The organism is Streptomyces sp. PKU-EA00015 (assembly GCF_013387495.1).
GTDB lineage: Bacteria > Actinomycetota > Actinomycetes > Streptomycetales > Streptomycetaceae > Streptomyces.
The window spans coordinates 38,704-51,140 of sequence record NZ_JABZEE010000048.1; the positions used below are offsets into that span (position 1 = coordinate 38,704).

Here is a 12,437-nt window from a genome sequence, read left to right on the forward strand (position 1 = left end):
ATGGCTGCCGCCTCCCTGCCGTTGCCGGACCCCGGCCCGTCCCCCGGCGGCCCGCTCCCCGCCGGTGCGGGTGACGCCGTCGCCCCCGAGACATCCCCCGGACCGGCCCTCGCCGCGGCCGCCGCCGTCGCCCCCGTGCCGCCGTCGGCATCGGGACCGGGCCCAGCCCCCGCCACGCCCGCGTCCGGAGCTCCGCACGCCGACGCGCCCGAGGGAGGCCCCGTCCCGTCGGACGCTCACCCCCTGCGCGTCGCCGTCATCGGCGGCGGCCCCGGAGGGCTGTACGCCGCCGCGCTGCTCAAGCGGCTCGACCCGGCCCGCGACATCACCGTCTACGAACGCAACGCGCCCGACGACACCTTCGGCTTCGGCGTCGTCCTGTCCGACGAGACGCTCGGCGGCATCGAGCACGCCGACCCCGTGGTCTACGGCGCCCTGCAGGACGAGTTCGTCCGCTGGGACGACATCGACATCGTCCACCGCGGACACTCGCTCACCTCCGGCGGGCACGGCTTCGCCGCTCTCGGCCGGCGCCGTCTGCTGGAGATCCTCCACGAGCGCTGCGCGTCCCTCGGCGTCCGTCTCCGCTTCCGCACCCCCGCGCCGCCCGCCGCGGAACTCGCCGCCGGCCACGACCTCGTCATCGCCGCCGACGGTGTCCACAGCGCGACCCGCGACGCCCACGCCGACGTCTTCGGGCCCCGGATCACCACTCACCGCTGCCGCTACATCTGGCTCGCCGCCGACTTCGCCTTCCCCTCCTTCCGGTTCGAGGTCGCCGAGACCGAGTACGGCGTCATGCAGCTGCACGGCTACCCGTTCTCCGCCGACGCCTCCACCGTCATCGTCGAGATGCGCGAGGAGGTCTGGCGCGCCGCGGGCTTCGACGAACTCGGTGAGCAGGAATCCGCCGCCCGCTGCGCCAAGGTCTTCGCCGAGGCGCTCGACGGCCGCCCCCTGCGCGGCAACTCCTCCGCCTGGATCGCCTTCCGCACCGTCGTCAACGACCGCTGGTCGCACGGCAACACCGTGCTCCTCGGCGACGCCGCCCACACCGCGCACTTCTCCATCGGCTCGGGCACCAAGCTCGCCGTCGAGGACGCCCTCGCCCTCGTCGCCTGCGTCCAGGAGCAGCCCGACCTGCCCGCGGCCCTCGCCGCGTACGAGAGCGAGCGCCGCCCCGTCGTCGAGTCCACCCAGCGGGCGGCGGCCGCGAGCCTGCGTTGGTTCGAGGAGCTCGCGACCTACCTCGACCAGCCTCCCCGGCAGTTCGCCTTCAACCTCCTCACCCGCAGCCGCCGCGTGACCCACGACAACCTGCGGCTGCGCGACCCCGCCTTCACCGGGGCCGTCGAGCGGGACTTCGGCTGCCCGCCGGGCACACCGCCCATGTTCACCCCCTTCCGCCTGCGCGGACTGACTATGCGCAACCGCGTCGTCGTCTCGCCCATGGACCTGTACGTCGCCGAGGACGGACTCCCCGGCGACTTCCACCTCGTCCACCTCGGTTCCCGCGCACTGGGCGGCGCGGGCCTGGTGATGACCGAGATGGTGTGCGTGAGCCCCGAGGGCCGGATCACCCCGGGCTGCACCGGGCTCTACACCGCCGAACAGGCCACCGCATGGCGCCGCGTCACCGACTTCGTCCACCAACGGGCAACGGGCGCGGCGATCGGCGTCCAGCTCGGCCACTCCGGCCGCAAGGGCTCCACCAAGCTCATGTGGGAAGGCATCGACCAGCCCCTGGAACAGGGCAACTGGCCCGTGTCCGCCGCCTCCCCGATCCCGTACAGGCACGGCGTCAACCAGATCCCGCACGCGCTCGACCGCGCGGGACTGGCCGAGATCCGGGCCCAGTTCGCCGAAGCCGCCCGCCGCGCCGCCGACAGCGGCTTCGACCTCCTCGAACTCCACTGCGCGCACGGCTACCTGCTCTCCGGCTTCCTCTCGCCGCTGACCAACCACCGCACGGACGCCTACGGCGGTTCCCTGGAGAACCGGCTGCGCTTTCCCCTCGAAGTCTTCGACGCCGTGCGGGAGATCTGGCCCGAGGAGCGGCCCATGACCGTTCGCATCTCGGCCACCGACTGGGCGGACGGCGGCACCACAGCCGAGGACTCCGTGGCCGTGGCCCGCGCCTTCGCCGCCCACGGAGCCGACGCCATCGACGTCTCCACCGGCCAGGTCGTACCCGACGAACGCCCCGAGTACGGCCGCTCCTACCAGACCCCGTACGCGGACCGCATCCGCAACGAGGCCGGAGTGCCGGTCATCGCCGTGGGCGCCATCTCCTCCTGGGACGACGTCAACTCGATCCTGCTCGCGGGCCGGGCCGACCTCTGCGCCCTGGCCAGACCCCACCTCTACGACCCCCACTGGACCCTGCACGCGGCGGCCGACCAGGACTACCAGGGCGACGCGGCCCCCTGGCCGCTCCCGTACCGCGCGGGCAGCCGCAAGCCCCCGACGGGCCGCACCGACGCGCCCAGGCCCCGGCTCACGCTCGGCTGATCAGGCCCTGTCGCCGAGCACGAACGCCGCCCCGGCGTCCCGCAGCCGCGCGTGCAGCCGGGCGAACACGTCCGCCGAGCGTCCGCCCGGCCAGCCCTGGGGCAGCAGCTCGGCGGGCAGGCCCGGGTCCGCGTACGGCAGCCGGCGCCAGGAGTCCAGGGCCGGCAGGTAGTCCCGGTAGGCGTCCTCGGCCGGGGTGTCGTCCCGGGCCTCCCAGGAGCGCAGCACCGGCTCATGCAGATCGAGGAACTCCTCGTGCTGCTTGGCGATCGCCGCCAGGTCCCACCAGCGCGAGACCGCCTCCGCCGTCGGGGTGAAGCCGAGGTGCTCGCCGCGGAACAGGTCCACGTACGTGTCGAGCTGGAGGCGGCGCAGGGTGTGCTGCGTCTCGTCGAACAGGCGGGCAGGAGCGATCCACACCCCCGGCGCCGCAGCCCCGAAGCCCAGCCTGACCAGCCGGGAGCGCAGCAGATGGCGCTTGTGACGTTCCGCCTCGGGCACCGAGAACACGGCGATGACCCAGCCGTCCGCGAGGTCGGCGGACGAGCCCGCGTAGATCCGCCGGTCGCCGTCGTCGAGGAGCTGACGGGCGTCGGCGGACAGGGTGTAACCGGCGGCGCCGTCCTCCGTGCGCTCGGGCACCAGCAGACCGCGGCGCTTGAGCCGGGACACCGAGGAGCGTACCGACGGCGCGTCCACGCCGAGGACGCCCAGCAGCCGGATGAGCTCGGCCACGGCGAGGGAGCCCGTGTGCTCGCGCCCGTAGGCGCCGTACAGGGTGACGATCAGGGATCGCGGGGTGTGCTGCTCGGCCACGCGATCACTCTAGAGCGCGCAGGCGGAAGCGCTGCAGCTTGCCGGTCGGTGTACGCGGCAGGGCGTCGAGGAAGACGATCTCGCGCGGACACTTGAACGGCGCGAGGCGCTGCTTGACCGACGCGGTCAGCGCCTCGGCCGTGCCGTCGCCGCGCACCGCGCCGTCGCGCAGCACCACGTAGGCGACCACGACCTGGCCGCGCAGATCGTCCGGGCGTCCGACGACCGCCGCCTCGGCCACGTCCGGGTGGTGCAGCAGGGCGTCCTCCACCTCGGGACCCGCGATGTTGTAACCGGCCGAGATGATCATGTCGTCGGCGCGTGCGACGTAGCGGAACCAGCCGTCCGGCTCGCGCACGTAGGTGTCGCCCGTGATGTTCCAGCCGCGCCTGACGTACTCCGTCTGCCGCGGGTCGGACAGGTAGCGGCAGCCGACCGGTCCGCGCACGGCCAGCAGCCCCGGCTCGCCGTCGGGCAGCGGGTCGCCCTCTGCGTCCACCACGCGCGCCTGCCAGCCCGGCACGGGGACCCCGGTGGTGCCCGGCCGGATCGCGTCGTCGGCCGCGGAGATGAAGATGTGCAGCAGTTCGGTGGCGCCGATGCCGTTGATGAGGCGCACACCCGTCCGCTCGTGCCAGGACTGCCAGGTGGCCGCGGGCAGGTTCTCACCGGCCGACACGCAGCGCCGCAGAGAGCGGATGTCGTGCCCGTCGAGGTGGTCCAGCATCACGCGGTAGGCGGTGGGCGCCGTGAACAGGACCGACACCCGGTGCTCCGCGACGGCCGGCAGCAGCTGAAGGGGGCCGGCCTGTTCCAGCAGCAGCGTGGACGCCCCGGCCCGCATCGGGAACACCACGAGCCCGCCGAGGCCGAAGGTGAACCCCAGCGGGGGACTGCCCGCGAACACGTCGTCCGCCTGGGGCCGCAGCACGTGGGCCGAGAAGGTGTCGGCGATCGCGAGGACGTCCCGGTGGAAGTGCATGCACCCTTTGGGACGGCCCGTGGTCCCGGAGGTGAAGGCGATCAGCGCCACGTCGTCGGCCGCCGTCGCGACAGCCGCGTACGGCTCGGGGGGCCGCGCCGCGGCCCGCCGCAGCAGGTCGTCGGGCGCGTCACCGCCGTACGTGGTGATCCGCAGCCCCGGCACCTCGGCCTTGACCAGGTCGTCGACCGACCGGATGTCGCACAGGGCGTGGCCGGCCCGCGCGATCTCGCACACCGTGGCCAGTTCCTTCGACCGCTGCTGGGCCAGGACGGTGACCGCGACGGCGCCCGCCTTGAGGACGGCGAGCCAGCAGGCCGCGAGATAGGGGGTGGTCGGCCCGCGCAGCAGGACCCGGTTGCCGGGGACCACGCCCAGTTCGCAGGTGAGGACGTGCGCGATGCGGTCGACCTGTTCGCGCAGCTCACCGTACGTCCAGACCGCGCCCTCGCCGGTACGGAAGACGGGCCGGTCCGCGCCGTGGCGCCCGATCGTGCCGTCCAGGAGCTCCGCCGCGCAGTTGAGATGCCGCGGGTAGCGGAGCGAGGGCAGGTCCAAGAGGATGTCCGGCCACTCCCCGGCGGGCGGCAGATGGTCGCGCGCAAAGGTGTCCAGGTGGGCCGAGGGTGTCAGCTCCATGGGGTCGCCCCTCTTCTGGTGGTGGGGTCGCGAAACGAGCGTATCGTGATGGTGACGACAGTCAACGGTGCGCGATACTGTGCTTTTCGCCGGGGAACACCCCGCGCCTCCGGCCGTCCGAAGTGGGGAGCGAATGCCCGTATTCTCACTCGATCCGGTACATACCGCCTGGTGCGCCGAGCTGCGCGCCACGGCCATGACCCGATTGGCTCCGCTCGCCGAGAAGGGCGAACCGGGCCACGTCAACCGCCCCTTGGTGACCGCCCTCGGCGAACTCGGCCTGCTGGAGCGCCTCTTCACGGCGGGCGCCCTCGAACTGTGCCTGCTGCGCGAGTCCCTGGCGTACGGCTCCACGGAGGCCGAGACCGCCCTCGCGCTCCAGGGCCTCGGCACCTCTCCCCTCGTCCAGGCGGGTACCGAGGAGCAGCGCCGGCGCTGGCTGCCCGAGGTCGTCGCCGGACGGGCCGTCGCGGCCTTCGCGCTGAGCGAGCCCGACGCCGGTTCGGACGCCGCCGCGCTCATGCTGAAGGCGGTGCCCGACGGCCGCGGCTGGCGCCTGAGCGGCGAGAAGCGCTGGATCTCCAACGCACCGGAGGCCGACTTCTACTCCGTCTTCGCACGGACCACCGAGGGCGCGGGAGCCCGCGGCGTCACCGCGTTCCTCGTCCCCGCCGACCGTCCCGGACTGAGCGGCACGCCGCTCGACATGCTCTCCCCGCACCCGATCGGCGCCCTGGCCTTCGACGACGTCCCCGTGACCGCCGACGACCTGCTCGGCGAGCCGGACCGCGGCTTCCGCGTCGCGATGAACACGCTCAACCTCTTCCGGCCCAGTGTCGGAGCGTTCGCGGTGGGCATGGCGCGCGCGGCCCTGGACGCGACCCTCACGCACACCGCGCACCGCAGAGCCTTCGGCGGCACGCTGGGCGACCTGCAGTCGGTGTCCCACACGGTCGCCGAGATGGCCACGCGTACCGAGGCCGCCCGCCTGATGGTGTACGCGGCGGCCTGCGCGTACGACGAGGGGGCGGCCGACGTGCCGACGCGGTCCGCGATGGCGAAACTGCTCGCGACCGAGACCGCCCAGTACGTCGTCGACTCGGCCGTCCAACTGCACGGCGCCCGCGCCCTCCAGCGCGGCCACCTGCTCGAACACCTCTACCGAGAGGTCCGCGCGCCCCGGATCTACGAGGGCGCGACCGAGGTCCAGCGCACGATCATCGCCAAGGAGCTGTACGCCGAGGAGGCCGCCCGATGAGCCTGCAACGGCACAACCCGGCCGAGCTGTCGCCCCCCACCGGCTTCTCCCACGCCGTCACCGCGTCCGGTACGCGGCTGGTGTTCCTGGCCGGTCAGACCGCTCTGGACACCGAGGGCAAGGTCGTGGGGACCACGCTGCCCGAGCAGTTCGAGACGGCCCTGACCAACCTGCTCGCCGCTCTCGCCGCGGCCGGCGGCACCCCGCACGACCTCGCCCGCGTCACCGTCTACGCCACCGACGTGGCCGACTACCGGGCCCACGCCGTCGAACTGGGCCGCATCTGGCGCCGTCTGGCGGGCCGCGACTACCCGGCGATGGCCGTGATCGGCGTGGTCAGGCTGTGGGACGACGCCTGCCTGGTCGAGGTGGACGGGACGGCCGTACTGCCCTGACGGCGACCCCGCGTCCCTGGTGGCGGGCGCATCCGCTGCAATAACATCGTTATCCACCATGGGAGACACCCATCGATGGGAGACGCGATGCCCGAGATCGAACTCGGCGCCGGGAGGATCCCCTACGAGGACACCGGCGGCAGCGGCCCCGTCGTCCTCCTGCTGCACGGCCTCGTGCACGACGCGACCGTCTGGCGCAAGGTCGTAGCCGACCTGCGGCGCGACCACCGGTGCATCGCCCCGACCCTTCCGTACGGCTCGCACCGCACCCCGATGCGCAGCGACGTCCCGCTCACGCCCGACGCCGTCAACGCGCTCGTCGTCGAGTTCATGGAGCGTCTCGGCCTGCGCGACGTCACGCTCGTCGAGAGCGACTGCGGACGGGCGCAGACCGTCGCCGCGAGGCACCCCGAGCGCCTCGCCCGGCTGGTCCTCATCTCCTGCGAGGCGTTCGACAACTACCCGCCCGGCGTTCCCGGCAAGATGATCTCCCTTGTCTGCAAGGTGCCCGGCGGCGTCGCGCTGATGGTGAGGGTGCTGGGGCTCAAGGCGTTGCGCAGGCTGCCGGTCGGCATCGGCGCCCTCGTGAAGCACCCGGTCCCGGACGACATCGTGGACGGATGGCTGCGGCCGCTGCGCACCGACAAGGCCATCAGGGAGGACTTCCGCCGCTACAACGCGGGCGTGCGCCGCACCGAACTGCTCGAAGCGGCCGAGGAACTGTCCTCCTTCGACAGGCCGGCCCTGGTGGTCTGGGCGGCCGACGACCGCATGATGCCGCGCGAGCACGGCCGCCGACTGGCCGAACTGCTGCCGCGCGGACGGCTGTTGGAGATCGAGGACAGCTGCACGCTGGTGGCGGAGGACCAACCGGAGAAACTGGCCGCCGCACTGCGGTCCTTCGTCGCCGAACGGGCCGGCGACCGCCCATGATCGAGTGGTGACCGCCCAAGGGCCGGGCTTAACGTCGAAACAGTGGACTGAACCGCTTTAAACCTGCCGAACGGGTGATATCCGCACAGGATTCCCCACCACAGAGGCACGATGCGCCATGACGACCCCGCAGCCGACACCAGCCCTCTCGGACAGCACTCCCGACAAGGGCGGCGGCGGAAACAGGATGGCGCTTGTGGTCATCGCCTCCTGCCAGCTGATGGTGGTCCTCGACATCACCATCGTGAACATCGCCCTGCCGCACATCCAGACCTCGCTGGACTTCTCCACCACCACCCTGTCGTGGGTGCTCAACGCCTACACGCTGACCTTCGGCGGGCTGCTGCTGCTCGGCGGGCGCGCCGGTGACATCCTCGGCCGTCGCCGCGTGCTCGTCTCCGGCATCCTGCTGTTCGTCGTCGCCTCGCTGCTCGGCGGGCTGGCGCAGAACGGCGGACAGCTCCTCGCCGCCCGTGCCCTCCAAGGCGTCGGCGGCGCGATCGCCTCGCCCACCTCGCTGGCGCTGATCAGCACCACCTTCAAGGAGGGCCCGGAGCGCAACCGGGCCTTCGGCGTCTTCGCGGCCGTCTCGGCCGGCGGCGGCGCGATCGGCCTGCTGGCGGGCGGCATGCTCGTCGAATGGCTCGACTGGCGCTGGGTGCTGTTCGTCAACGTGCCGATAGGTCTGCTGATCGCCATCGCCGCACCGCGCTGGATCAGGGAGTCCGAGCGGCACCCGGGCCACTTCGACCTCCTCGGCGCCCTGACCTCCACCCTCGGCATGACGGCGCTCGTCTACGGGTTCATCCGCGCGGCGCAGGAGGGCTGGCGCGACGCGCTCACCCTGGCGTCCTTCGGGGCGGCCCTGGTGATGCTCGCAGCCTTCGTCACCGTCGAGCGGCGCTCGAAACAGCCGATCATCCCGCTGCACATGTTCGCCGACCGCAACCGGGCGGGCACGTACAGCATCATGCTGTGCCTCGCGGCGGCGATCTTCGGGATGTTCTTCTTCCTCACCCTCTTCGTCCAGAACGTACTGGACTTCAGCCCTCTCCAGGCCGGACTCGCCTTCCTGCCGGTCAGCGCCGTGATCGCGGTCGGCGCCGGACTCGCCTCGCACCTGCTGCCGAAATACGGCCCGAAGCCGTTCATGGTGACCGGTGCGCTCCTGGCCGCGGCCGGGCTGGCGTGGCTGACACTGACCGATGTCCACTCCACGTACGCCGGCAGCGTCCTCGGGCCGATGCTGGTCTTCAGTCTCGGCATGGGCATGCAGTTCGTCTCGATCACCCTGATGGCGCTCTCCCGGGTCCCGAGGCACGAGTCCGGCGCGGCCTCCGGCCTGCTGAACACCACGCAGCAGGTGGGCGGTTCCCTCGGACTGTCCATCCTCGTCACCGTCTTCGGCACGGCGAGCGCCAACGAGGCCAAGGACCAGATCCCCCGCTTCATGGCCCAGGCGACACCGGCGGAACGGATCCGCTTCGAGCGCACCGGGCAGCTGCCGGCGCCGTGGAGCGACGAGATCCTGACCTCGGGTGTGTCCGCCGCCTTCATCGTGGCCGCCGTCTTCGCCGCCCTCGGCGCGGTGCTCGCGCTGCTCGTCATCCAGGTCCGCCCCGACGACCTGGAGCGCCTCAAGGGCCGGGTGAAGCCCGAGCCCTGAGCCTCCCGGGCCGGCCCGGTCAGGACCGGCGGCCGGAGCCTCGAACGGCCCGTGCGAGGGCCCCGGCACATCCTCGTGCCGGGGCCCTCGTCCGAGTGGTCGCGACAGGCTCAGCTCATCGCAGAGGGACCCAGGCTGCGTCCGCGTCCGCGCTCGCCCCGGGCACCGACTGCCATGGCCAGGGCGCAGAGCAGGGCGACAACGCCGACGATCACGTTGTTGACGACGGTCCGCGTGGTGTCGACGTTTCCGGCGACGACCCACGGCGCGATGATCGTGAAGGCGCCTATGGCGCATCCTGCCCATGCCATGGCGTGGGTGCGTTCGTACGCCGATCCCAGGCCGCCCATGCAGGCTGCGTAGGCGATACCGAGGATCAGGTTGGTCACCGCGAGGGCGGTGAGGCCGCTGAATCCGGCTATCCACGGCGATGCCGCCAGGTAGACGCCGGTCAGCAGTGCCAGGGCTTCGACGGCCTGGGCCGCGGGATTGGTCGTCGCCCGCTCGAAGCGGGAACGCATCTCGGCCAGGTCCGGGTGTTGTGTGATGTCTGAACGGGTGGTCATGGTGGGCCGCCTCCTGTCAGCAGCCTTATCTGTCCTTTATGTCCATGGAACGCCTGTCGGACCGCGAGGTCAATGGGTAACTTTCCGGTGCCCCGGCCCCACGGGCACCGCGTCGGAGCTCCTCAGGCCGGAGGTCTGTCGTCCGTCCCGCCGGATCCCCGGCCGGGGCCGACATCGTTGCCGTACCGGCTCTCGCGGGCAGTTCGCCCCTCCGCGCCCGCGGCTTCGCCGTCGCTCTCGTGAGCTGCGGCCCCGGCGTCGCCGAGCAGGCCGGAGCTGGCCAGCAGGAAGCCCAGCTGGGCACGGCTGCTGCTGTCGAAGCGCTCCGAGACCTTGCGGATGTGGGCGACGACGGTGCGGCGGCTCAACCCGATCCTGCGGGCGATGCGTTCGTCCGTCTCGCCGGCGACCATGGCCCGCAGGATGACGCGCTGGATGTCGTCCGTCACGGGAGTGTCCCGGGGACCGGCCGCCGACGGGTCGACCGGTGCGGCCCGGGCCCAGTGCCGCTCGAACATGACGGTGAGGTACCGGATCAGGGCGGGATGCCGTACCGCCATCGCCGCGTCGGCCGTCTCCTCCCCGATGGGGATGAAGGCGACGTCCTGGTCGCAGATGATCAGGCGGTCGAAGAACTCGGCAAGCGTGCGGACTTCGGCGCCCTCGGCGGTGATCTGCTCGATGTAGGCCAGGGTCGGCTTGTGTGTCCGCACCGAGTGCTGATACAGCGTCCGCTGCCGTACGCCGCGAGCCAGCAGCGGCAGGCTCCGTCCCAGCGCCTCGTGCAGCAGCTCGACCGATCGCCCGCCCCCCGGCTGGGCGGTGATGAGTTCTTCGCGGCAGGCGTTCACGGCGGCCTCCAGCGCGGCACTGATGGCGCGCATGCCGCGGATGACGGTGAGCGACTGTTCTTCCCGGCCTCTGGCCTCGGAATAGACGGCGTCGTACGCCCCCACGGCGGCGCGGATCTCCGCCGCTTCCCTCTGGAGGCGTGTCATCGCCTCCTCGAGCGGGCGGAGGGCGGCCTCGGCGGCGACGGACGGCGGCACCGGGAAGGCCAGGCCGTTGGAGTTCTGCGACTCGATGACGAGGTGAAGTCTCTTCAGGCAATCCGGCACGGCCTCGAAAAAGATATCTCCTTCAACTACCGCTCGGCGGTAGTGCTCCTTTGCCCAGTCACAGGGCTCCGCCGCGTCAACTATGCCGCACTTGGGCGCCCTTGAGCAGATTTGATGTCGCTTCACAGATGTGAAATGTAACATCACGCAGCCGGTCCAATCCGACTTTTCGCTCCGGGTTCGGTAAGGATCAATGATGAGGATCGCTGCTGGGGGGAAGCGGTCACGCTTTGCCCTCGGTCCGGTCCGTGCAGTCTCACATCACATCAGCACGGTAAGGAATTCCCATGCGCAGTCTTTGTCAGACCATGTTCGGTGCCGCGGTGCTCGCCGCGGCGCTCGCGGTCTTCATCGGTGGGCCGGCGGCCTCCGCCGGGGCGTCCGCACCGCTCCCGGCCGGCCCCACGGCCGTCGACGGAGACCCGGCCTGGGGCTGAGAAGCGATCATGCGCCGGGAGCGATGAGGCCCCGGCGCATGTCCGTGCCCGCGGTTCATCACAAGGTTTCGAACGGGGGAGTGAAGTGGACGGTGCTCTCGAACTTCATGTAGGTGCATATGTGGACATTCCTGTATCGATAGAGCTCCTTCCGGGGCTGTCGGTCCTCTCGGCCCTGGCGGACGTACTCGGCATCCCGCAGGGCGTGCCCGTGAGCCGGCGCAGACTTCTGCGGAAGGACTGCCCCGAGCAGCTGATGGAGGCCATGGGGCCCCTCGCCGCTTCGGGGTCCCTTCGCGTTCTCGCCGTGCTCTCGATGGGGGGCTCCCCGGGGGCTGACGGCATGCGGGACGAGATCCGGAGAGTTGCCGACATCCCGTCGGATTCACTGCTCGCCGATCTGGAGCGGACGTTCGGCGGGGAAGTGCCGCCCGCGTGGCGTAAAGTCGCCGATAATCCGGCTGATTTCCTTGCCGTTTACCGTCGTACGGCCGAAACGGTATGGGACTCGATCGCTCCTGTGTGGCGGAGCGGAAAGCCCTTGCTGGAACGGGAAATCGAGCGAGTCGGTGTGGCCTCGGTCACGGGGACCATGAGTGCTCTTCTCGCCAATCTGAGCCCGAGGATCAGATTTGTCGACGGAAATGTACTGCTTCCCGGCAACGCACCGAGAAGCAATGGCGTCGCGGTCCGGAAAATGACACTCATGCCCCTGGTCTCGGGCACGCGCGCGTGTGTCCATCGCGTCGACAGGGACGGCCACGCGTACATCGGCTATCCCGTCGCCGGGCTCTCTCCGCTCCTCCAGGGAGAGAAGGCGAGGACCGGACTGGGGGCCGACGCGCTCGCCATGACGCTCGGCGAGCTGCGGGCCGTCATCCTGCGCAAGGGCAATCAGCCCGTCTCCATGGGGAAGTTGGCCGACCTGCTGCACTGCACCGCCGGCACCGTGACCTACCACTGCCGGCAGCTGGAACAGGCCGGCCTGCTCTTCCGCGAACGGCAGGGGCGAGAGGTCCGGATACTGCGCACGCTCAGAGGAGACGCACTGGTGGACGCCCTGTCATGACAGCCGACAAGAAGGCGGATCTCGTCGTCCTGGTCTCCGGATCGGGG

Annotated in this window: 11 protein-coding genes; 7 read left to right on the top strand and 4 right to left on the bottom strand. The window is 71.3% G+C overall.

Annotated elements, in window-relative coordinates:
* Window positions 1-2,511: a bifunctional salicylyl-CoA 5-hydroxylase/oxidoreductase gene (locus HW130_RS26725; protein ID WP_256356366.1), complete on the top strand. Its 2,511-nt coding sequence runs from the start codon at window positions 1-3 to the stop codon at window positions 2,509-2,511.
* Here the strand turns inward: HW130_RS26725 and HW130_RS26730 are convergent, their stop codons facing one another.
* The gene (locus tag HW130_RS26730; protein ID WP_177152283.1) at window positions 2,512-3,327 is read right to left on the bottom strand and encodes a PaaX family transcriptional regulator C-terminal domain-containing protein; all 816 of its coding nucleotides are present in this window, start codon (window positions 3,325-3,327) and stop codon (window positions 2,512-2,514) included.
* Between the two features lie 4 nt (window positions 3,328-3,331).
* Entirely contained in the window at window positions 3,332-4,948 is a 1,617-nt protein-coding gene (locus HW130_RS26735; protein ID WP_177152284.1) for an AMP-binding protein, read from the bottom strand.
* A gap of 133 nt (window positions 4,949-5,081) precedes the next feature.
* Between HW130_RS26735 and HW130_RS26740 the strand changes: the two genes are divergently transcribed.
* From HW130_RS26740 to HW130_RS26755, 4 genes are all read left to right on the top strand, one after another.
* A complete protein-coding gene (locus HW130_RS26740; RefSeq protein WP_177152285.1) occupies window positions 5,082-6,206 on the top strand; it encodes an acyl-CoA dehydrogenase family protein in 1,125 nt (374 codons plus the stop codon).
* Entirely contained in the window at window positions 6,203-6,601 is a 399-nt protein-coding gene (locus HW130_RS26745) for a RidA family protein (protein WP_177152286.1), read from the top strand. The genes HW130_RS26740 and HW130_RS26745 overlap by 4 nt, the downstream gene beginning before the upstream one ends.
* 87 nt (window positions 6,602-6,688) lie before the next feature.
* Window positions 6,689-7,534 carry an alpha/beta fold hydrolase gene (locus tag HW130_RS26750; protein ID WP_177152287.1) on the top strand — a complete coding sequence of 282 codons (846 nt, stop codon included), beginning with the start codon at window positions 6,689-6,691 and terminating at the stop codon, window positions 7,532-7,534.
* A gap of 118 nt (window positions 7,535-7,652) precedes the next feature.
* Window positions 7,653-9,200, top strand: coding sequence for an MFS transporter (locus HW130_RS26755; protein ID WP_177152288.1), 1,548 nt, complete (start codon window positions 7,653-7,655; stop codon window positions 9,198-9,200).
* A gap of 110 nt (window positions 9,201-9,310) precedes the next feature.
* Here the strand turns inward: HW130_RS26755 and HW130_RS26760 are convergent, their stop codons facing one another.
* Together HW130_RS26760 and HW130_RS26765 are read right to left on the bottom strand one after the other, a co-directional pair.
* Window positions 9,311-9,766: an SPW repeat protein gene (locus HW130_RS26760; protein WP_177152289.1), complete on the bottom strand. Its 456-nt coding sequence runs from the start codon at window positions 9,764-9,766 to the stop codon at window positions 9,311-9,313.
* 122 nt (window positions 9,767-9,888) lie between these two features.
* Window positions 9,889-10,884: a LuxR C-terminal-related transcriptional regulator gene (locus HW130_RS26765; RefSeq protein ID WP_309140586.1), complete on the bottom strand. Its 996-nt coding sequence runs from the start codon at window positions 10,882-10,884 to the stop codon at window positions 9,889-9,891.
* Window positions 10,885-11,171: 287 nt separating this feature from the next.
* Here HW130_RS26765 and HW130_RS26770 point away from each other — a divergent pair, with 287 nt between their 5' ends.
* Both HW130_RS26770 and HW130_RS36815 read left to right on the top strand, forming a co-directional pair.
* On the top strand, window positions 11,172-11,321 hold the full coding sequence (locus HW130_RS26770) for a hypothetical protein (RefSeq protein ID WP_177152290.1): 150 nt from the start codon (window positions 11,172-11,174) through the stop codon (window positions 11,319-11,321).
* 85 nt (window positions 11,322-11,406) lie between these two features.
* Window positions 11,407-12,390 (top strand): MarR family transcriptional regulator, encoded by a 984-nt coding sequence (locus HW130_RS36815; protein WP_177152291.1) that lies wholly within the window; start codon window positions 11,407-11,409, stop codon window positions 12,388-12,390.
* The last annotated feature ends 47 nt before the right edge of the window (window positions 12,391-12,437 follow it).

Coding starts and splice junctions, on each gene's coding strand:
- HW130_RS26725 (WP_256356366.1), top strand. CDS start 1: ATGGCTGCCGCCTCCCTGCCGTTGCCGGACCCCGGCCCGTCCCCCGGC.
- HW130_RS26735 (WP_177152284.1), bottom strand. CDS start 4,948: ATGGAGCTGACACCCTCGGCCCACCTGGACACCTTTGCGCGCGACCAT.
- HW130_RS26740 (WP_177152285.1), top strand. CDS start 5,082: ATGCCCGTATTCTCACTCGATCCGGTACATACCGCCTGGTGCGCCGAG.
- HW130_RS26745 (WP_177152286.1), top strand. CDS start 6,203: ATGAGCCTGCAACGGCACAACCCGGCCGAGCTGTCGCCCCCCACCGGC.
- HW130_RS26750 (WP_177152287.1), top strand. CDS start 6,689: ATGCCCGAGATCGAACTCGGCGCCGGGAGGATCCCCTACGAGGACACC.
- HW130_RS26755 (WP_177152288.1), top strand. CDS start 7,653: ATGACGACCCCGCAGCCGACACCAGCCCTCTCGGACAGCACTCCCGAC.
- HW130_RS26760 (WP_177152289.1), bottom strand. CDS start 9,766: ATGACCACCCGTTCAGACATCACACAACACCCGGACCTGGCCGAGATG.
- HW130_RS26770 (WP_177152290.1), top strand. CDS start 11,172: ATGCGCAGTCTTTGTCAGACCATGTTCGGTGCCGCGGTGCTCGCCGCG.